Raw genomic sequence first — 19,542 nt, forward strand, 5'->3', positions numbered from 1 at the left:
TTAATCAGCTATCGCGAGCAAGCTCGCTCCCACAGGTTTTGTGTACCCTGTAGCCCTGTGTTTCCAGGATCAGGGATTTCATGTTGTTAGTTCGTCTTTCTGTCCTGCTTGTTGCTCTGGCGCTGCTCAACGGTTGCGAGCAAACAGACGCGCCGCCGCTCGATCAGCAACTCTACGTCTGGCAGCGGCAATGGACGTCAGCCCATGACGCCGCCCTGCAAGATAGTCGCGCGGACTTTTCGACCTTGCGGGTGCTGGCCTTGCAGGCGTTTCCTCAGGCGGGCTGGAGCCGGGCGCGAATAGATCCGGCGCTGCTTAAACGCGATGGCCGGCCGCTGATTGCGGTGATCCGTCTCGATGGCCAACTCAAGGCGCTGGATCAGGGCGACGTCACGGCGCAGATCCAGCAAGTGCTCAGCGATTGGCAAGGGCAGGGGCTAACGCTCTCCGGCGTGGAAGTCGACCACGATGCCGGTAGCGCCCGGCTACCGGCTTACCGCGAATTTCTCACCCACCTGCGCGCGGTTTTACCCGCCGCTTTGCCGTTAAGCATCACTGCATTGCCGGCCTGGCTCGACAGCCCTGAATTGCCGGCACTCTTGGCGACCGTCGACAGCAGCGTGTTGCAGGTGCATGCGGTGAGCGATCCGCGTCGCGGCTTGTTTGACCCCGATCAGGCCCGGCAATGGGCCGAAGCCTGGGGCCGCATCACCTCGAAACCCTTTTACCTCGCACTGCCCGCCTATGGCGTGGCCCTGTTGCCGGGCACCAGCGGTGCGCCAGTCGTGGAAAGCGAAGTGCCCATCGAGCGCACCGGTAAACGCCAGGAATTGCTGGCGGACCCCTTGCAGCTGAGCACTCTCGCCGCCGAACTACGCGCCGACCCACCGGCGCATCTGGCCGGCCTGATCTGGTTTCGCCTGCCGCTGGCGGGTGATCGCCGGGCCTGGAGCCTGAACACGCTGAGGGCCGTGGTTCGCGGAGATTCGCTCGACAGTCGCTTGAGTGTGAAACTCATCGCGCAAGACGACCTCTATGACATCAGCGTCAGCAATCAAGGCAATCTCGACAACGCTTGGCCCGAACGCGTGACACTGGCGGTTCGCGGCTGCGATGGCGCCGATGCGCTGGCCGGTTATGCGTTGCAACAAAGCCCGGATCTGCTTACCTTCACCCGCTTGCGCGACGGCCGGATACCGGCCGGCGAGCAGCGCGCCATCGGTTGGGCACGCTGCGCACACATTGATCAAGGAGGTTCGAATGTTCACCCGTAACTGGCTCCGCCATTTGCTTTGCCTGGGCCTTAGTCTGCCGCTGGGTTCGGCGATGGCCTGCGGGCCGGACTTTCCGATGCGCTTGCTGGACAACCGCGCCCAGTCGCTGGCGGAGCTGCCGGAAGGCAACTTCCAATTCGAGATCAATCGCCTTGGGCATGTGATCGCCGGGCTCAAGAACGTTGCGACGTCCCCTTACAGCATGGAGTTGACCGACTACGCCGAGCAGCGGGACAAGGCCGAACAGGCCGGGTTGACGGTGGAGCAGCAAGCCCTGGTCAAACAACTGCGCGTGCTGACCGATGCCCATCAAGTCGAGACCCAAGGCGCGAGCCTGCCGGCCGAGCTTCGGTTCTATCTGGCGGGTGCGGTGGCGTTCAACGCCGGTGATCACGCGCTGGCCGCCGAGTACTTCCAGAAAGTGCTGGCGCTGCCAGCGGATCAACGCGCATTGCGCAGCACCTGGGCCGCTTATTCATTGGGCCGGACGCTGTTTGCCCAGAGCGCTGAAGCAGACGCAGCGCCTGACCTGTTGGCACAGTCGCGCAAAGCCTTCGAGCAGGCCCGTCAGCTGAGTATCGACGGCTACAGCGACCCGCTGGAACTGGGTGTCGCCAGCCTCGGCGAGGAGGCCCGCGTGGCGCGCACCGCTGGCGACTGGAACAGCGCCATCAACCTGTACGCCACGCAAAATCGTCACGGCTCGGCAGTGGGTTACACCTCGCTGAAGCTGTTGATGGCGGATCTGCTGGCAATGCCTGAAGATCAGTTGACCGAGTTGCTCAAGGGCAAACCGGTGCAGCAACTGGTGACGGCGTCGCTGATCAGTCGCCTGGGCTGGTCATTCGGTGATCAACCGCCGAACGAACTGAAGCTGATCAAACTTCTGCAAAGCAGCACCCGCGGCAGTCTGGACAACGCGGACCGACTGGCGGCGATGAATTATCAACAGGGTGATTACGTTAGCGCCAAAGCGTTCCTTGAGCATGCCGGGGACGGCGGTCTGGCGTGGTGGCTGCGGGCGAAACTGGCGTTGCGTGAGGGTGACAAAAGCGCAGCGGCTGCAGCGTATGCCAAGGCGGCCCAGGCCTTCCCGCAGAACGAGTCGTGGGGCGAGCGACGCACGCCTGACTATGATTTCGAAAGCCTGCAGCCCAAGTGCCGGGTCGAGGGTGAAAGCGCGATCCTGGCGCTGCAACGCGGGGATTACCTGCAAGCGTTCGATCAGCTTTATCGCAGCCAAAGTATCTATTGGTTCGATGCCGCGACCGTTGCCGAGCGGGTGCTGACCGTCGATGAGCTCAAGCATTACGTCGACACTCAAGTGCCGGCACCGCCAGCGCTGAGCCAGCAGGATCGTGACAACTACGTGCCCTTGCCGGTGGCGGCGCAACTGCGCAATCTGCTCGGGCGTCGGTTGTTGCGCGAGGAGCGCTACGACGAAGCGTTGGTGTACTTCGACAATCCCGATCTACAGAAAAAAGCCCGGTTTTATGCGCAACAGCGGCAGTTGGCCGATGCGGCGTGGTGGCCGACCAAACGCGCCGCCGCCCTGTTCAACGCTGCCTGGACGGCGCGCGATTGGGGCATGGACATTCTGGGTTATGAAATGGCCCCGGACTACGCCACGTTTGGCGGCAATTACAGCCTGGAGACGACTGAACTGAAGGTCGGCCCATTGGTGGCCGAAAGTGAAGTCCAGCGCCAGCAATCCAGTGCCGCGAAGCCTGACGAGCGCTACCACTATCGATTCGTCGCCACGGCCTTGGCCAGTCGCGCCGCCGATAACCTGCCTCACACCAGCCAGGCCTTTGCTGCCGTGTTGTGCTCGGCGGCGGGGTGGAACAGCAGCCTTGAAGACCAAAGTGCGCTGTACCAGCGCTATGTCAAAGAAGGGCCCTATGTGGCTTGGGCGGGGGATTTCGGCCACCAGTGCCCGTGTCCCGACTTCGAGAATGCCAGCAAACGTTATGTCACCCAGGCGACTGACGCCGCCCGTTCGGTGCTGCGGCCGTACAAGTGGCCGTTGCAGATCGGTGGTGTTATCGCAGTGACGGCCGCGGCGCTGGTGTTGATCAACCGGCGCCGCCGTAAAGCGCAGTAAGGCTCAGGCCTGTTGAACAAAGGTCAGCCGCACGGCGAAGCCGATCAACAAGCTGCCGAACAACCACTGTTGCAGGCGCTGGGCCGAGGGACTGCGTTGCAGCCAGCGGCCGAGTGCGGCGCCGGTCAAGGCGTAGGCGCTGTCGAACAGCAAACCGGTGCCGACCAGCAGCATGCCCAATACCGCAAATTGCGCGAGCACCGGTCCGGCGTGAGGGTTGATGAACTGCGGCAATAACACTGAGCAGAACAGCAACGCTTTGGGGTTGAGCAGGTTGGTCAGCAAGCCGCGCTGGATTGCGTCTTGCCATCGAGGTTGTTCGAGGGGGGTGTTGCCGCCATTCAGGTTCGGCAACATCGTGGTTCGCAGGCACTGAATGCCGATCCACAGCAGGTAAGCGGCCCCCGCCAGGCGCACCACGTCGAAGGTCCACGGCGCGGCTTTGAACAGCGCCGCCAGCCCCAACGCGGCCAACGCCACATGACAACCACGAGCAATGCCCAGGCCCACCGCCGTTGCCAACGCCGCGCCTTTGCCCTGACGGGCGCCGGTTTGCAGGAGCAAAATCATGTCCGGGCCGGGCAACAGATACACCACCGCCAGCGCCATGAAAAACAGCCAGAGTCCTTCCACGTTGCACCCCATTCGTTTGTCGATTCGGTAGCGTCAGTCTAGGGCTCAAGGGTGGGGCAGGTGCTTGCGTAGTCAGCTTCTAAACGCTTTGGAATTGGCATAACCTGCCACTTTGTGACGAACAAACCATCAGGATCTACCAAGCCATGAAACTGGATGCCTACGACCGAAAGATTCTCGNNGCGCTGCAACGGGACGGCCGCCTGAGCAATGTGCAACTGGCTGATGCGATCGGTCTGTCCGCCTCCCCCTGTTTGCGCCGGGTGCGGATGCTGGAGGAGGCCGGCGTGATTCGCGGCTATCAGGCCAATCTTGATCGTGACGAAGTGGGGCTTGGGCTGACGGTGTTTGTCGGGGTCAAGGTTGAGCGCCACAACGATGAGCAGGCCGAAGCTTTTCGCCTGGCCGTCACGGCACTGCCGGAGGTGATTTCGGCGTTCCTGGTGTCAGGGGAATCGGATTTTCTGCTGCAAGTGGTGGTGCCGGATTTGCGCGGGTATGACCGCTTTCTCACGGAACGACTGCTGAAATTGCCGGGCGTGAGCGACATCCGCAGCAACTTTGCGATTCACACGGTGAAGACGCCGGGGGCGTTGCCGTTGGGGCATTTGCCGCTTTAGACCGAGCAGGATCGTTCCCACGCTCTGCGTGGGAGCGATCATCTGGCAGGCTGGCTTACATCTGCGTCGCCATCCCCTCCACATTCATCGCCGCCTGACGCAACGCCTCGGATCGCGTTGGATGCGGATGGCATGTCAACGCAATGTCCTCAGCCGATGCGCTGAACTCCATCGCCACACAATATTCACCAATCATTTCACTGACACTCGGCCCCACAAGGTGCACGCCGAGAATCTCGTCGGTGCGCTCATCGGCCAGCACTTTGGCAAAGCCTTCTGTCTCGTGGTTGATCTTCGCCCGGCTGTTGGCGGTGAAGGGGAATTTGCCGACCTTGTAGGCACGGCCTTCAGCCTTGAGCTGCTCTTCAGTTTTGCCGACGCTGGCCAATTCAGGCTTGGTGTAGATGACGTTGGGGATCAAGTCGTAATTGACCTCGCCTGCCTTGCCGACGATCTGCTCGATGCAGGCCATGGCTTCGTCTTCGGCCTTGTGCGCGAGCATCGGCCCGGACGTGACGTCGCCGATCACCCACACCCCCGCAGCTTCGGTGCGGTGGCCCTTGTTGGCGAGCATGCCGCGCTTGTCAGTGGTGAGGCCAACGTTCTCTAGCCCCAGGCCCTGGGTATAAGGCCGGCGGCCGATGGACACCAGTACGTAATCGGCTTCGATCAGCTCGGCGGTGCCGCCAGCCGCGGGCTCGACGCTGAGCTGGACGCCGTTTGCCGAGGTGGTGGCGCTGGTGACTTTCGAGCTCAACTTGAAGCTGATGCCCTGTTTGCTCAACGAACGCTGCAGGGTTTTACCCGCCTCACCATCCACGCCGGGGCAGATCCGGTCGAGAAATTCGACCACCGTCACCTGAGCGCCCAGGCGCCGCCACACCGAGCCCAGCTCCAGGCCGATGACGCCGGCCCCGATCACCACCAGGTGCTTCGGCACTTCGGCCAGCGACAATGCGCCTGTGGAATCGAGGATGCGTTTGTTATCGATCTCGACGCCGGGCAGGGGAGTGGGCTCGGAGCCAGTGGCGATGATGATGTCCTTGGCACTCAGTTCGGTCTTGCCGCCCTGGCTGTCGGTCACCGTCACTTTGCCCGGCCCGTCAATATGGCCCCAGCCTTTGATCCAGTCGACTTTGTTTTTGCGAAACAGAAATTCGATGCCCTTGGTCAGCCCGGTCACGCTTTCATCTTTCTGCTTCATCATCTGGGCGAGGTTGAGGGTGGGTTTGACCTCGATGCCCAGGTTGGCAAATTCCGAGCCCATGGCCGCGTCGTAGAGTTCCGAGGCATGCAGAAGCGCCTTGGAGGGCATGCAGCCGACGTTAAGGCAGGTGCCGCCGAGCGTCGCCCGACCTTCCACGCACGCCGCTTTCAGGCCCAGTTGGCCTGCGCGGATCGCTGCGTTGTAGCCGCCGGGGCCACCGCCCAGTATCACGACGTCATAAGTGCTCATGGATGTACTCCTGGACTGAAAGGGGAATGGGCTGGATAACCGTAGTCTTTGATTAAAATTACGGACGTAATATGTGCGTTTGTGGGTATTTCGGTCAAGGCTTCAGCAAGGCGACAGGTTGGGCATCTTTAGATAGAGCGATTTAGTACAAAAATTTCACTACTTTCGTTATATGGTAACGAAATGCGATGTGGCCAATGATAAGCACTGGGGTGGTATGCAACTCGATCTCGAAGTCGATGGAACGCAGGTAGCCGGGCTGCCGCGCTTTCAGCAGGCGGTTTTTCAAGGGCGGCGATTGCGTCAGTTCGCCATCGGCCTGAGTGCCTTGGCGGCGGTCGGGTTGGTGTTGGCGTTTTTTGTCGGGCTGTTTGCGCCGTTGTCGCTGTGGGCCCCGTTGCTGGTGAATCAGGGCGCCGGTTTGCTGGTGCTGATTGCCGGCCTGCAATCGGCATGGTGGGTGACTCAGTGGCGCGCGCAAGCGATGAATCCACCGCTGCCAGTGGTGGTTTCGGATGAAACCGTTGCTCCCGAAGGCTGGTATGAGCGACTGCTGGAGCGGCTCAGTCAGCGCTGGGTGCGCATGCTTGGGCAGATCGGTGCGCCGACCCTCTGGCTCGCTGGTTGGGCGCTGTTGACGATCTTCAGCATCAGTCAGTTCTGGAACCTCGCGTTGCCGCCTGCTGCGTTGGGATTATCAGCGAGCGTTGGCGCCGCGCTGTCGTTGTTGCTGGCCTTTGGTTTGCTGGTGCTTGAGCGTCAGCTCGCCCAGGAAAACGTCGCCCAATGGCCAGAAGCGGGGCAGTTGGCGCAACTGAGCCGAGTGGCGATCATTTGCCTGGTGTTAAGCGCTTTATGTCTGTTGTTCGGCAGCGAAACCTCAGTTTGGCCGGCGCGGTTGGCGGTGCTGATCGGCATGCTGCCAGGACTGGTCGCGGTCGAGTTGCTGCTACGTGCGGTGTTATCGCTATTCAGCCCTCGCCGTGAACAACTGGAACCAACGTTATTGGCGCGAAGTGTTGTCGCCGACATGCTGCGCTGGCCGCCACAACCCTTGCTCGCTTTGCAGCACGAACTGCACAACCGCTTCGGCATCGACCTGCGCCAGATCTGGGCGTTTACCTATATGCGCCGGGCGTTTTTGCCGGTGATGGCGGTAGTGGCGATTGTCGGGTGGTCGCTCACCGGCGTTCACGAAATACCCCTGCAAGGGCGGGGCATCTATGAGCGGTTCGGCAAACCGGTGGAAGTCTTCGGTCCTGGTTTGCACGCCGGTTTGCCGTGGCCATTGGGCCGGGTTCTGAACGTTGAAAACGGCGTGGTTCACGAGTTGGCAACAAGTGTTGGCGAAACATCGGCGCCGATCGTTCTGGAGCCAGCAGAAGGGCCTGCGCCGGTGATTGCCAATCGCTTGTGGGATGCCAGCCATGTGAATGACAAGTCCCAGGTGATCGCCAGCAGCAGCGGCGACAAGCAGAGCTTCCAGATCGTTAACATGGACGTGCGTTTTGTCTACCGCATCGGTCTGACCGATCAAGCGGCGCTGGCCGCGACGTACAACAGCGCCGATGTACCGACGCTGATTCGCAGCACCGCCAGCCGGATTCTGGTTCACGACTTTGCCTCGCGGACCCTCGATGGTTTGCTCGGCGAGGACAGGGTAGGGCTGGCCGAAGAGACCGGCCGCGCCGTGCAATCCGATCTGCAGAAGCTCGACAGCGGTGTGGAAATTCTCGCCACGGTGGTCGAGGCGATCCATCCGCCAGCCGGTGCAGCCAACGCTTATCACGGGGTACAGGCGGCGCAGATTGGTGCCCAGGCATTGATCTCGCGTGAGCGCGGGGCGGCAGCAGAGGCGACCAATCAGGCGCAATTGCAGGCCAGCATCGCCCGCGATCAGGCGACGGCCAGTGCGCATGAAATCAATTCCACCGCCAAGGCGGCTGATCTGAAATTCACCGCCGAACAAAAAGCGTATGCCAGCGCCGGCCAGGCATTCTTGCTGGAACAGTATTTCAGCCAACTCACGCAAGGCTTGGCCAACGCCCGATTGCTGGTGCTCGATCATCGTCTGGGCGGCAACAGCAATGCGCCGACCATCGACCTACGTACCTTCACGCTGCCGGCCGATCCTGTGTCGCCGCGCAACAGTGCTCAGCCAGGAGCTGCCCATTGAGCCAGTCGCACACTCACGATCATGACGACCACGCCGGCCACGATCACGGACATGGCGGACATCACCACGGTCACCACCATCATCACGGTGATCCGCAGGAAGCCGGTCCATTCCCGTGGCGGCGCATGGGGTGGGCGGCGTTGCTCGTGGCATTCGCCATCGCGGCAGCGAGTCTGGTGCAGGTTCGTTCGGGGGAGGCCACGGTGATTACGCGGTTCGGCAACCCGTCGCGGGTGCTGCTGGAGCCGGGCCTGGGCTGGCGCTGGCCGGCACCGTTCGAAGCCGCGATCCCGGTGGACCTGCGCCTGCGCACTACCTCCAGCGGTTTGCAGGATGTGGGTACCCGCGACGGTCTGCGGATCATCGTGCAGGCCTATGTGGCGTGGCAGGTGCAGGGCGATGCCGACAATGTGCAGCGCTTTATGCGCGCGGTGCAGAACCAGCCGGACGAAGCAGCGCGGCAGATTCGCACGTTCGTCGGCTCGGCACTGGAAACCACTGCGAGCAGTTTCGATCTGGCCAACCTGGTGAACACCGATGCCAATCAGGTGCACATTGCCGACTTCGAAGCGCAGTTGCGTAAACAGATCGATCAGCAGTTGCTGACCACGTATGGCGTTCGCGTGCTGCAAGTGGGCATCGAGCGTTTGACCCTGCCGTCGGTGACGCTCACCGCCACCGTCGATCGCATGCGCGCCGAGCGTGAAACCATTGCCACTGAACGCACCGCTGTCGGTAAGCGTGAAGCGGCGCAGATCCGCTCTGCCGCCGAGCGTGATGCGCGAATTGTGCAGGCCGATGCGACGGTGAAAGCCGCCGATATCGAAGCCCAATCCCGTGTCGAAGCCGCACAGATTTACGGCCGTGCCTACGCCGGTTCGCCACAGCTTTATAACTTGCTGCGCTCCCTCGATACCTTGGGAACGATCGTCACCCCGGGAACCAAACTGATATTGCGCACCGATGCCGCACCTTTTCGGGTGTTGGTTGACGGTCCGCCGACCCTCGATAACAAGTCCGGGTCGCAGCCATGAATTTAGTTCCACGTGGAACACATGAGTTAAGCAGCCCCTGGATTCAGGCTGGGCGATTGGCTTTTTTGGCGCTTTACGGCGTGACAGTTCTGGCTGCGTTAGCTTGGGCATTCTCCAATGTGCGGCAGATTGATCCTCAGAATCGGGCGGTGGTCCTGCACTTCGGCGCGCTGGATCGCATCCAGAATGCCGGGTTGCTGTTGGCTTGGCCGCGCCCCTTTGAACAAGTGATTTTGTTGCCGGCAGCTGATCGGGTAATCGAGCGTCGGGTGGAAAATCTGCTTCGTAGCGATGCTGCCTTGCAGGCCGATCGGGTGGCATCCTTCGCGACACCGTTGAGCGATGCCCTCGCTGGGTCGGGNTACCTGCTGACCGGCGATGCCGGTGTGGTGCAGCTGGATGTGCGGGTGTTTTACAAGGTCACCGAACCCTACGCGTTTGTGCTGCAGGGCGAGCATGTGCTGCCGGCGTTGGATCGANTGGTCACGCGCAGCGCTGTTGCCCTGACTGCCGCGCGAGACCTGGACACCATTTTGGTGGCGCGACCGGAACTGATCGGTAGCGACAATCAGGCGGCAGAACGTCGCGAACGTCTGCGCGGTGATTTGGTGCAGGGCATCAATCAGCGTCTGGCCGAGCTGACCACGACGGGACAGGGGCTGGGTATCGAAGTGGCGCGAGTCGACGTGCAATCGAGTCTGCCCGGCCCGGCAGTGAACGCTTTTAATGCGGTGCTGACCGCCAGCCAGCAAGCCGACAAAGCCGTCGCCAATGCGCGCACCGAGGCCGAGAAACTGACCCAGACCGCCAATGAACAAGGCGACCGGACACTGCAAGTCGCCCACGCTCAGGCGAGCGAACGACTGGCCAAAGCTTCGGCTGATACGGCCACGGTGTTGAGCCTGGCCCAAGCGCAACAACAGGGCACTGACCCGCAAATGTTGCTACGTATCTACCGCGAGCGGATGCCGAAGATTCTCGGCCAGGCCGGCTCGGTAACGACGGTCAATCCGAAAGATGATTCCCGCCTGATCATTCAGGGAGCAGCGCAATGACCACCCCAACCGCCGCCGCACCCAGCCTGTTGTCCTCGGCTGAACAACGCAGCGCTGCACGCCAATTGACCCTGGCCATGCTTGCCCTTGGCTTGCTCAGCCTCGGGTTGATCTGGCGCTGGTTGTCGCCGGATCAGAACGGTGTCAGCCAATTACTGCTCGGTGTTGCTTCGTTGCTGGTGGCCGTGCCGGTGATGCGTTCGGCCTGGTACAGCCTGCGCTACCCGAGTCTGCACGGGATCACCGATCAGTTGATCGCCCTCGCCATGCTCGGTGCCTGGGCGACGGGTGACCTGCTGACCGCCGCCTTGCTGCCGATCATCATGATCTTCGGCCATGTGCTGGAAGAGCGCAGCGTGATCGGCTCCCAGGAAGCGATTCGCGCCCTCGGTAAATTGACCCGCAGTCACGCTCGCAAGGTTCAGGCGGACGGTGCCATCGTCGAAGTCGACAACGGCACACTTAAAACCGGCGACATTGTCGAGGTACGGGCGGGCGACCGAGTGCCGGCCGATGGTCGGGTGTTGTCCGGTCAGGCGAGTCTCGACACGGCATCAATTACCGGTGAGTCGGTGCCGATCGAGGCGGGCGTCGGCATGCAGGTCTTTGGCGGGGCGATCAACCTCGACGGTCTGTTGCGCATCGAAGTGACACGCACCGGCAACGAATCGACCCTCGGTAAAGTCATTGCCCTGATGCAAAGCGCCGAGCGTTCGAAGCCGCCGATCACCCGTTTGCTCGAACGCTACGCCGGCAGCTATATGGTGCTGGTGTTGCTGCTGGCGGCGGTGACCTGGTTTGTNACCAATGACGCCCAGGCGATGCTCGCCGTGCTGGTGGCGGCGTGCCCGTGTGCCTTGGTGCTGTCGGCACCGGCCACGGCGATTGCCGGGATTGCGGTGGCGGCGCGCCATGGGATTTTGATTCGCAGCTCCGCGTTTCTGGAGGAACTGGCGGACCTGACCTCGTTGGTGGTCGACAAGACCGGCACGCTGACGTTTGGCACCTTGCGCTTGCAGTCCATCGAGAGCCCGCTGGAGGATCGCAGCCACGTGTTGAAACTCGCTGCCAGCCTCGGCTCGGCCAGCAGTCATCCGGTCAGCCGTGCACTCGCCGGTCTGGTCACGCAGGAACATTTTCTGCTGCTGTCGGACATCCACGAGCGCCAGGGCCTGGGCGTGGTCGCGATGACGGAGCAGGGCGAGGCAGCGCTGGGCCGTCCAGAGCTATTCGCGCAACTGGGCATCGCCACTTCAGCGGTTCCCGAACACGATGGCCCGATTGCCGGGTTGGCACTCAACGGTGAATTCCTGGCCTGGCTGTTGCTGGCCGACAGTGTCAAACCTGAGGCGCGTTTTGCCTTGAGCGAATTAAGAGAGTTGGGCTTGGGCCGTCAGCTGTTGCTTACGGGCGATCGGCACAGCGTCGCGCACACGCTGGCAAGGGATGTTGGCATCAGCGATGTTGAAGCGCAGGCACTGCCTGAGGACAAACTCAACCGCGTGCTGACAGAAATCGACAACGGTTTCCGGCCGATGGTGGTCGGGGATGGCATCAACGATTCGCTGGCACTCAAGGCCGGCGTCGTGGGGGTCGCCATGGGCGCGGGTGGCGCGGACATCGCGCTGGCGTCGGCGGACATTGTGTTGATCGGCAGCGACCTGCGTCGCCTCGGAACCTGTGTCCGGTTGAGTCGCCAATGTCGGCAGACCTTGCAGGTCAACGTGATCATTGGCCTGGGATGGACCCTGGCGATTGTCGCATTCGCGGCATTCGGCTGGCTCGGTGCTGCGGGGGCGATGATTGCAGCGTTACTGCATAACCTCAGTACGTTGTTGGTGCTCGGTAACGCGGGGCGTCTGCTGCGCTTTCAAGAGCCATTGCTGAAAATCAAAGACGAGGCTTGAACGCCTCTAATCCAAGGCTATGGGGCAAAACCAACTTTTTAGAACTGTGCATCAAGTTTGTAGTCATCTAGGGTGAGGACCATCTGCTTTTGTGGACTCACGACGGCTGATTTAAGCGCCGCGAGTTATAGAAAAACGCTATTTAATCGATAGCCAGCTATTTTTCCAAGATGGTCTACCCTCACATCAGACGTCTGAAACAAGGGGGACTTNTCATGCTCGCGCCACTTCCACCGGCCTTACAGAATCTCAAGCTACCGATACGCCTGCGACTCTGGGACGGCCATGAATTCAACCTGGGGCCGACGCCCAGCGTCACTATTGTGGTCAAGGACCCACAAATGGTTACCCAGTTTACTCATCCAAGCCTGGACGCGCTCGGAGCGGCGTTTGTCGAAGGCAAGCTGGAACTCGAAGGCTCCATCAGCGACGTGATTCGCGTCTGCGACGAATGGAGCCAGGCATTACTCGGTGACCAAGACAGTCATCCCGTGCGCACCGTCCACGACAAGGAAACCGACGCGAAGGCGATTTCCTACCACTACGATCTTTCCAACGCGTTTTATCAGCTGTGGCTCGACAGCGACATGGCGTATTCCTGTGCCTATTTCGAGACCGGCAGCGAAACGCTGGAGCAAGCCCAGCAAGCCAAATTCCGTCACCTGTGCCGCAAGCTGAGGCTGCAACCGGGTGAATATTTGCTTGATGTGGGCTGTGGCTGGGGCGGATTGGCGCGNTNTGCGGCCCGTGAGTTCGGCGCGAAAGTGTTCGGGATCACCCTGAGTAAAGAGCAACTGGCGTTGGCCCGTGAACGGGTGACCGCCGAAGGCCTGGACGATCTGATTGAACTGCAACTGCTCGACTATCGCGACCTGCCCCAAGACGGTCGCTTCGACAAAGTGGTCAGCGTGGGCATGTTCGAACACGTTGGCCATGCCAACCTGGCGCAATACTGCAAAACCCTGTTTGGCGCGGTGCGTGAAGGCGGCCTGGTGATGAACCACGGCATTACCGCCAAGCACACGGATGGTCGTCCTGTCGGCCGTGGCGCCGGTGATTTCATCGAGAAATACGTGTTCCCCAACGGCGAGTTGCCGCACCTGTCGATGATCTCCGCCGAGATCAGCGAAGCGGGGCTGGAGATTGTCGACGTCGAGAGTCTACGCCTGCACTACGCACGCACCCTGGACCATTGGAGCGAACGCCTGGAGGACAATCTGGAAGCCGCTTCCAGGCTGGTTCCGGAACAGGCGCTGCGGATCTGGCGCTTGTACCTGGCTGGATGTGCTTATGCATTCGCCCGAGGCTGGATCAACCTGCACCAGATCCTCGCGGTGAAAGCCCACGCCGATGGCAGCCATGAACTGCCATGGACGCGCGACGATATCTACCTTTAGAGAATCGGTGAAATAAGCCGGGCGATCCGCATGCCGACCTGTTGCAAGCGGCGGGTCTCCCGGCTTTCTTCTTTGGCGATCTCGTGGGCCTGGGCGAAGTCATCGTTGAGCATCTGTTCCACCTCGGCGGCAAACGCACTGTCGACGGTCAGCAACATCACCTCGAAATTAAGCCGGAACGAACGGTTGTCCATGTTTGCACTGCCGATGGCGCTGATTTCGCTGTCCACCAACACCACTTTTTGATGCAGGAANCCNGGCNCGTACCGGAACACTCGCACGCCTGCGCGCACGGCTTCGAAGGCATAGAGGCTTGAGGCCGCGTATACGATTCGGTGGTCCGGTCGTGAGGGCAGCAGCAGCCGCACATCCACGCCTCGAAGAACGGCCAGTCTCAACGCGGCAAACACGGCTTCGTCGGGCACGAAATAGGGGCTGGTGATCCACACCCGTTCTGTCGCCGCATGGATGGCTTCGACGAAGAACAGCGAACAGGTTTCATAGGAATCGGCCGGGCCACTGGCGAGCAATTGGCAGAGCACACCGTCGTCCGGATACACGTCCGGCAGGATCAGCGGCGGCAGCTCGCGTGCGGCCCAGAACCAGTCTTCGGCAAACGACTCCTGCAGGCATGCCACGACCGGGCCANNNACCTGCACATGGGTATCGCGCCAGGGCGCCAGCGGTGGTTTCTCGCCCATGTACTCGTCGCCGACGTTATGCCCGCCGACAAACCCGGTGATGCCGTCCACTACGACGATCTTGCGATGGTTGCGGAAGTTGACCTGGAAGCGGTTGAGCCAGCCGCTGCGGGTGGCGAAGGCCTTGACCTCGACACCGCCGTCACGCAACGGCTGCACGTAACTGTGGGGCAGGGAATGGCTGCCGATGCGGTCGTACAGCAAGTGGATCGCCACGCCTTCTGCGGCTTTCTTCAGCAGCAGGGTTTGCAGGCGCTGGCCAAGACGGTCGTCGTGGATGATGAAGAATTGAATCAGCACCGCTTCCTTCGCATTGTCGATGGCTTCGAAAATCGCGTCGAAGGTGGCTTGGCCGTTGATCAGCAAGCGCACTTCGTTGTTCGCCAGGCACGGCATGCGCCCCAGTTTCGGCATCGCCCGCAGGGACGCGTAGGCGTTGGAAGCGCGTGCGGTCAGCGCCTCTTCTACCCAGGGCCGCCAGTTGAGCTCGGAGATGGCCTTGCGCATTTCCTCGTTGGCCTGGCGCCGCGCCTTGATGTAGCCATCGAAGGTGCTGCGGCCGAAGACCAGGTACGGAATCAGCGTGAGATAAGGCATGAAGATCAACGACAGGGCCCAAGCGATAGCTCCCTGGGCGGTCCGGACGGTGAGTACCGCGTGGATGGCTGCGATCAGGCCCAGCGTATGAAGCAGTGCAATCATGTAGCCGAAAATGTGCGGTCCAAAGTAATCCATGGGGCAGCCTTGCTCCTGAAGATTCAATGCTTAACAGACCATGTTCCGTGCAGAATGTCGCTATTTAATTGGCCCATGAACTGAAGCCTATGGCTGACGTCTAACGGCCACTACTGATCAGGAGTTACTCGATGAACGTTCGTCTGCTGGGTTTGGCCGTGGCTTTAGGTTTAGCACTTCCTGTGGCCGCTCAGGCGCAGATGCTGCAGCCAGGTTTGTGGGAGTTGACCACGAGCAACATGAAGGTCGATGACCAGAACCTGCCGGACCTGCAGCTGATCCTCGGTCAGTTGCAGGGCCAGATGACCCCGCAACAGCGCGCGCAGCTGGAGAAGCAGGGCATCACCATGGGCGGAAAGGGGATTCGCGCGTGTCTGACGCCGGAGCAGGTGAAGTCGGACAATATCCCACTGACGGATCCGCAATCGGGCTGTAAACAGGAAATCACTGAGCGCAGCGGCAATCAGTGGAAATTCCGTTTCAGCTGTCCGAAAGCGCAGGGTGCGGGTGTCGCTACCTTCCTCAGTGATCGTGAGTTCACCACCAAGGTCAACGGCACGTTCAATGCGACCGGCATTCAGCAGAAGGGTAGCCTTGATACTCGTGCGGTGTGGCTGGGTCAGGATTGCGGAACGGTCAAGCCGAGGGCTTAACAGCTTCGCGGGCAAGCCTTGCTCCTACTGGGTCGATGTAGATCCTGTGGGAGCGAGGCTTGCCCGCGAAGAGGCCGGCTCAGACACCCTCAATGCCCGTTGACCTCAGCCAGTCACACACCGCCTCAACAGCCATCCTGCCGAAATCCTCTCCGGTACGGCTGCGCACACTGACAAACCCACCTTCTTTTTCTTTCTCCCCGATCACCACCAGATACGGCACCCATTGGCTGTGCTCGCGGATCTTGTGGTGGACTTTCTCGTTGCGCAGATCAGAACGAGCGCGCACGCCACCTCGGCGCAACGCCTCGGTCACCGACTGTGCGTAATCCGCCTGACGCTCGTCCATGCTGACAATGATCACGTGCGGCGGCGCCCGCCAGTCATCCAGTTCCTGTTGGCTGGGCCAGCACGTGCCATAGATCCGTTGTGGCGCGGTACCGCTGATGTGATCGAGCGCGAATGCCTGCAACACCCGGGTTGCGGGAACATGTGGCCCCACTGACATGCACTCGAAGTCCCCAAGGAGGTAGGTCAATGACTTTTCCGGGGGCGTCGATTCGGTTGACAGCTTTCGGCGCCGGATCGAATGGTTGGTTGCTGCCAGGGTCCTCATGCGCGCTTCGATGCCGGCAAGGTCGATCAGATTCAAAGGACGCTCAAACGCGAACTCATAAAAGAAGCCATCACCCAGCGCCGATCCAGTGTGCAATTGTGCTTTTGGATGCAGTTGCTTGATGGCCACCGCCAGCATCAATGCACAGGAGCGTCGCAAGATCTCCAACCCATCGGGCTCTTGAGGCGTGACGATGCTGACCCGGGCATCGGCCTCGATCATGAATTCACAGTCCACCAGAACGCCGTCCACCCGACCGGCCACGGCTGCTTTGGCCAACCCGATGCCGATGCTCGCTGCGAACTCATACACCGACAACGGTTGGTCGTATTCACGCAATGAACCATCGCTCAGGGTGATGTGAATCATGTCGGTGCTCTCGAGTGCAATAAACGCGCGTTAGCGCATAAACCGTAGGGGTAAACCCTGACAGTTGTCATTAAGACGTTTGTCGTGCCAGGCGATTTGCCCCGATACGATCGTGGTGCTGACGCTGTGGCGAAAATGCTGGCGGGCGAAGGGTGTCCAGCCGCATTGCGACAAGATCGGCTGCCTGGAAACGGCCACGCCTTCTGGCTCGGGTTTGATCAGAACGAGGTCGGCCCAGTAGCCTTCGCGCAGATAGCCGCGGTCGGGAATGGCAAACACATCAGCCACGCGATGACTGGTCTTGGCCACGAGGGTAGTTATCGGCAGCACTTCGTCGATCACCAGTTCCATTAATGCAGGAAGCGCGTGTTGCACCAATGGCAAGCCGGCCGGGGCTTGGTGGTAGGGCCGTTGTTTTTCCGCCCAGGTGTGCGGCGCGTGATCGCTGCCGATGACGTCCAGTCGATTGCTCATCAGGGCTTGGCGCAGGGCATTACGATCGGCCTGGGTCTTGATCGCCGGATTGCACTTGATCAGGTTGCCGAGGCTCAGGTAGTCACGATCATCGAACAGCAGATGGTGCAGGCAGACTTCGGCGGTAATGCGTTTGTGTGTCAGCGGTTTGTCTTCGAACAGCGCCAGTTCCTGCGCGGTGGTCAAATGCAAAACGTGCAGGCGGGTGCCGTGTCGCTTGGCCAGATCCACGGCCATTGAGGACGAACGAAAACACGCTTCGGCATCGCGAATCTGCGGGTGCACCGCGGCGGGAATGTGCTCCCCAAAACGCTCGAGCACTTTCGCAGCATTGGCTTCGATGCTGGGCGTGTGTTCGCAATGGGCCAGCAGGATGGTCGGCACTTCGGCGAACAATCGTTCCAGAATCCGTGGGTCGTCCACCAGCATGTTGCCGGTGGAGGCGCCCATGAACACTTTCACCCCGGCCACTTCGCGCGGGTCCAGGGCGGCAACCGTGTCGAGGTTGTCGTTGCTGACTCCAAAGTGGAAGCCGTAGTTGGCGACGGAGTTGATCGCCGCTCGACGCTTCTTGTCAGCGAGTGCCGCAAGGGTCAGGGTGGCCGGGTTTGTGTTGGGCATGTCCATGAAACTGGTGATGCCGCCCGCCACGGCGGCCCGCGATTCGGTGTAAAAGCTACCCTTGTCCGGTGCCCCGGGATCTCGGAAATGCACTTGGTCATCGATCATTCCAGGCACGAGCCACTGCCCTTGTGCGTCGATTTCGACGTGGGCATTTTCGCCGTGGATGCTGCTGGCGATCTTCACGATCCGGCCGTTGCTCACCAGCAGATCACCCTCGAATTCCCGACCTTCGTTCACCAATCTGGCATTGCGAATCAGCACGCTGCTCATGGTCAAAACTCGTTCTGCAGGGCTTTGTAGCCGCGCACCAGGTCGACGTTGGTGCGCGCCACGTCTTCGGAAAACTCCGAGGCGCTGACACTCACCGGCGGGAATTGCGACAGGTCGGTGTTCGGGCCGATGCGGGTGGTGGAGGGCACGTAGAAGGCGGCGGGCAAGTCACGGCCGTCGACCACCGAGTTATGACGCACCACGCAGCCATCACCGACGGCACAGTTGAACAGCACGCTGTTGAATCCAATGAAGACGCGGTCGCCGACGGAACAGGGGCCATGGACAATGGAGCGGTGGGCGATGGAGGTGAACTCGCCGATGGTCACCGCCGCGCCGGACTTGGAGTGGATCACCACGCCATCCTGAATATTGGAGTTGGCGCCGATGGTGATGGGGTCCATGGCACCGCTGGCGTCGACTTCGTCGGCGCGGATGACGGCGTAGGGACCGACGAACACGTTCTCGCCGATCACCACTTTGCCGCAGATGATTGCAGTTTTATCCACGTAGGCGGACTCCGCAATTTGTGGCAAATCGCCTGAGGGGTTCTTGCGGATCATGGTTTGCTCAATGCGTCGTAGAGGGTGTTGAGGTTGTATTCGAACAGTCCGGCGAAGGTACTCGCCGGACCGGTTGCGGCGAGCGCATCGGAGTACAGCGTGCCACCGATGTGCGCGCCGCTTTCATCCGCGATTTGCTTGAGCAGGCGCGAGTCCTTGATGTTTTCCATGAACACGGCTTTGACCTTGTCCTTGCGGATCTGGGTGATCAGCGCAGCGACTTCGGCGGCCGATGGTTCACGCTCAGTCGACAACCCTTGAGGAGCCAGGAACTGAATGCCGTAGGCCTGGCCCAGATATCCGAATGCATCGTGGGAGGTGACGATCTTGCGATTGCCCGGTGGCAGCGAACCGAGTTTGGCCTTGGCTTCGGCGAGCAGTGCGTAGATCTGTTTCAGGTAGGCCTGGCTGTTGCGTTCGTAGTCGGCTTTGTTCGCCGGGTCGGCAGCGATCAGCGCCTTGGTGATGTTGCTGATGTACAGCTCGGTGTTGGCCAGGTTGTGCCAGGCGTGAGGGTCGGGCACGGTCTCGCCGTCTTCATCCAGGGAGCGCGGAATGACGCCGTGGCTCGCGCTGATGACGGGGGCCTTGGCCTCGGTGCTGGTCACCAGGCGGTCCAGCCAAGGCTCGAAACCTAAACCGTTTTTGATGATGAGTCTGGCCTTGAGCAAGGCTTTGGCATCGTCCGGGGTCGGCTCGTAGGTGTGGGCATCGGCATCAGAACCGACCATGTTGGTGATCTGAATATGGTCGCCGCCGACCTGATGGGTCATGTCGGCGAGGATGCTGAAACTGGTGACCACCTGAAGTTTTTCCGCCGCAGACAACGACATCGACAGCATCAGACTGAACAGCACGAGTAAAGCGCGCATCGGAAAGCA

The 19,542-nt window shown here is 61.0% G+C and carries 16 protein-coding genes; 9 read left to right on the forward strand and 7 right to left on the reverse strand.

The features are described 5' to 3' along the window. Window positions 1-80 precede the first annotated feature (80 nt). Together B7L09_RS17420 and B7L09_RS17425 are read left to right on the forward strand one after the other, a co-directional pair. Entirely contained in the window at window positions 81-1,274 is a 1,194-nt protein-coding gene (locus tag B7L09_RS17420) for a DUF3142 domain-containing protein (RefSeq protein ID WP_094469883.1), read from the forward strand. Next, on the forward strand, window positions 1,261-3,378 hold the full coding sequence (locus B7L09_RS17425) for a hypothetical protein (protein WP_094469884.1): 2,118 nt from the start codon (window positions 1,261-1,263) through the stop codon (window positions 3,376-3,378). Before B7L09_RS17420 ends, B7L09_RS17425 begins: the two co-directional genes overlap by 14 nt. A gap of 3 nt (window positions 3,379-3,381) precedes the next feature. Here B7L09_RS17425 and B7L09_RS17430 read toward each other — a convergent pair whose 3' ends face one another. Continuing rightward, entirely contained in the window at window positions 3,382-4,011 is a 630-nt protein-coding gene (locus B7L09_RS17430; RefSeq protein WP_094469913.1) for a LysE family translocator, read from the reverse strand. 146 nt (window positions 4,012-4,157) lie between these two features. Between B7L09_RS17430 and B7L09_RS17435 the strand changes: the two genes are divergently transcribed. Next, window positions 4,158-4,631 carry an Lrp/AsnC family transcriptional regulator gene (locus B7L09_RS17435; protein ID WP_094469885.1) on the forward strand — a complete coding sequence of 158 codons (474 nt, stop codon included), beginning with the start codon at window positions 4,158-4,160 and terminating at the stop codon, window positions 4,629-4,631. A gap of 55 nt (window positions 4,632-4,686) precedes the next feature. Here the strand turns inward: B7L09_RS17435 and lpdA are convergent, their stop codons facing one another. Continuing rightward, on the reverse strand, window positions 4,687-6,087 hold the full coding sequence (gene lpdA, locus B7L09_RS17440) for a dihydrolipoyl dehydrogenase (RefSeq protein ID WP_094469886.1): 1,401 nt from the start codon (window positions 6,085-6,087) through the stop codon (window positions 4,687-4,689). A gap of 217 nt (window positions 6,088-6,304) precedes the next feature. Between lpdA and hflK (B7L09_RS17445) the strand changes: the two genes are divergently transcribed. The 5 genes from hflK (B7L09_RS17445) to cfaB all read left to right on the forward strand — a co-directional run bounded on the left by hflK (B7L09_RS17445) (window position 6,305) and on the right by cfaB (window position 13,656). Then, a complete protein-coding gene (gene hflK / locus B7L09_RS17445; protein WP_094469887.1) occupies window positions 6,305-8,263 on the forward strand; it encodes a protease modulator HflK in 1,959 nt (652 codons plus the stop codon). Further along, a complete protein-coding gene (gene hflC, locus B7L09_RS17450) occupies window positions 8,260-9,297 on the forward strand; it encodes a protease modulator HflC (protein WP_094469888.1) in 1,038 nt (345 codons plus the stop codon). Before hflK (B7L09_RS17445) ends, hflC begins: the two co-directional genes overlap by 4 nt. Beyond that, the gene (hflK, locus tag B7L09_RS17455; protein ID WP_094469889.1) at window positions 9,294-10,352 is read left to right on the forward strand and encodes a protease modulator HflK; all 1,059 of its coding nucleotides are present in this window, start codon (window positions 9,294-9,296) and stop codon (window positions 10,350-10,352) included. The genes hflC and hflK (B7L09_RS17455) overlap by 4 nt, the downstream gene beginning before the upstream one ends. Further along, on the forward strand, window positions 10,349-12,259 hold the full coding sequence (locus tag B7L09_RS17460) for a cation-translocating P-type ATPase (protein WP_094469890.1): 1,911 nt from the start codon (window positions 10,349-10,351) through the stop codon (window positions 12,257-12,259). Before hflK (B7L09_RS17455) ends, B7L09_RS17460 begins: the two co-directional genes overlap by 4 nt. 215 nt (window positions 12,260-12,474) lie before the next feature. Continuing rightward, window positions 12,475-13,656 carry a C17 cyclopropane fatty acid synthase CfaB gene (cfaB, locus tag B7L09_RS17465; protein ID WP_094469891.1) on the forward strand — a complete coding sequence of 394 codons (1,182 nt, stop codon included), beginning with the start codon at window positions 12,475-12,477 and terminating at the stop codon, window positions 13,654-13,656. Here the strand turns inward: cfaB and cls are convergent. After that, complete coding sequence (gene cls, locus B7L09_RS17470; RefSeq protein WP_094469892.1) at window positions 13,653-15,092, reverse strand: cardiolipin synthase; 1,440 nt, start codon at window positions 15,090-15,092, stop codon at window positions 13,653-13,655. The two genes, cfaB and cls, sit on opposite strands and share 4 nt — an antisense overlap. 131 nt (window positions 15,093-15,223) lie before the next feature. Here cls and B7L09_RS17475 point away from each other — a divergent pair, with 131 nt between their 5' ends. Beyond that, window positions 15,224-15,745 (forward strand): DUF3617 domain-containing protein, encoded by a 522-nt coding sequence (locus B7L09_RS17475; RefSeq protein WP_094469893.1) that lies wholly within the window; start codon window positions 15,224-15,226, stop codon window positions 15,743-15,745. A 79-nt stretch (window positions 15,746-15,824) separates the two neighbouring features. On the opposite strand, the gene B7L09_RS17480 is transcribed toward B7L09_RS17475, so the two are convergent. The 4 genes from B7L09_RS17480 to B7L09_RS17495 are packed head-to-tail and all read right to left on the reverse strand — an operon-like array spanning window position 15,825 to window position 19,533. Further along, window positions 15,825-16,730, reverse strand: a complete 906-nt coding sequence (locus B7L09_RS17480; RefSeq protein WP_094469894.1) for a His/Gly/Thr/Pro-type tRNA ligase C-terminal domain-containing protein — start codon at window positions 16,728-16,730, stop codon at window positions 15,825-15,827. Window positions 16,731-16,760: 30 nt separating this feature from the next. Further along, entirely contained in the window at window positions 16,761-18,098 is a 1,338-nt protein-coding gene (locus B7L09_RS17485) for a dihydroorotase (RefSeq protein WP_094469895.1), read from the reverse strand. Window positions 18,099-18,100: 2 nt separating this feature from the next. Continuing rightward, entirely contained in the window at window positions 18,101-18,661 is a 561-nt protein-coding gene (locus B7L09_RS17490) for a gamma carbonic anhydrase family protein (protein ID WP_094469896.1), read from the reverse strand. Beyond that, window positions 18,658-19,533: a metal ABC transporter substrate-binding protein gene (locus tag B7L09_RS17495; RefSeq protein WP_094469897.1), complete on the reverse strand. Its 876-nt coding sequence runs from the start codon at window positions 19,531-19,533 to the stop codon at window positions 18,658-18,660. The genes B7L09_RS17490 and B7L09_RS17495 overlap by 4 nt, the downstream gene beginning before the upstream one ends. Window positions 19,534-19,542: the final 9 nt, after the last annotated feature.

It is taken from the genome of Pseudomonas mandelii, from assembly GCF_002251635.1.
In the GTDB taxonomy this organism is placed as follows: domain Bacteria; phylum Pseudomonadota; class Gammaproteobacteria; order Pseudomonadales; family Pseudomonadaceae; genus Aquipseudomonas; species Aquipseudomonas mandelii_B.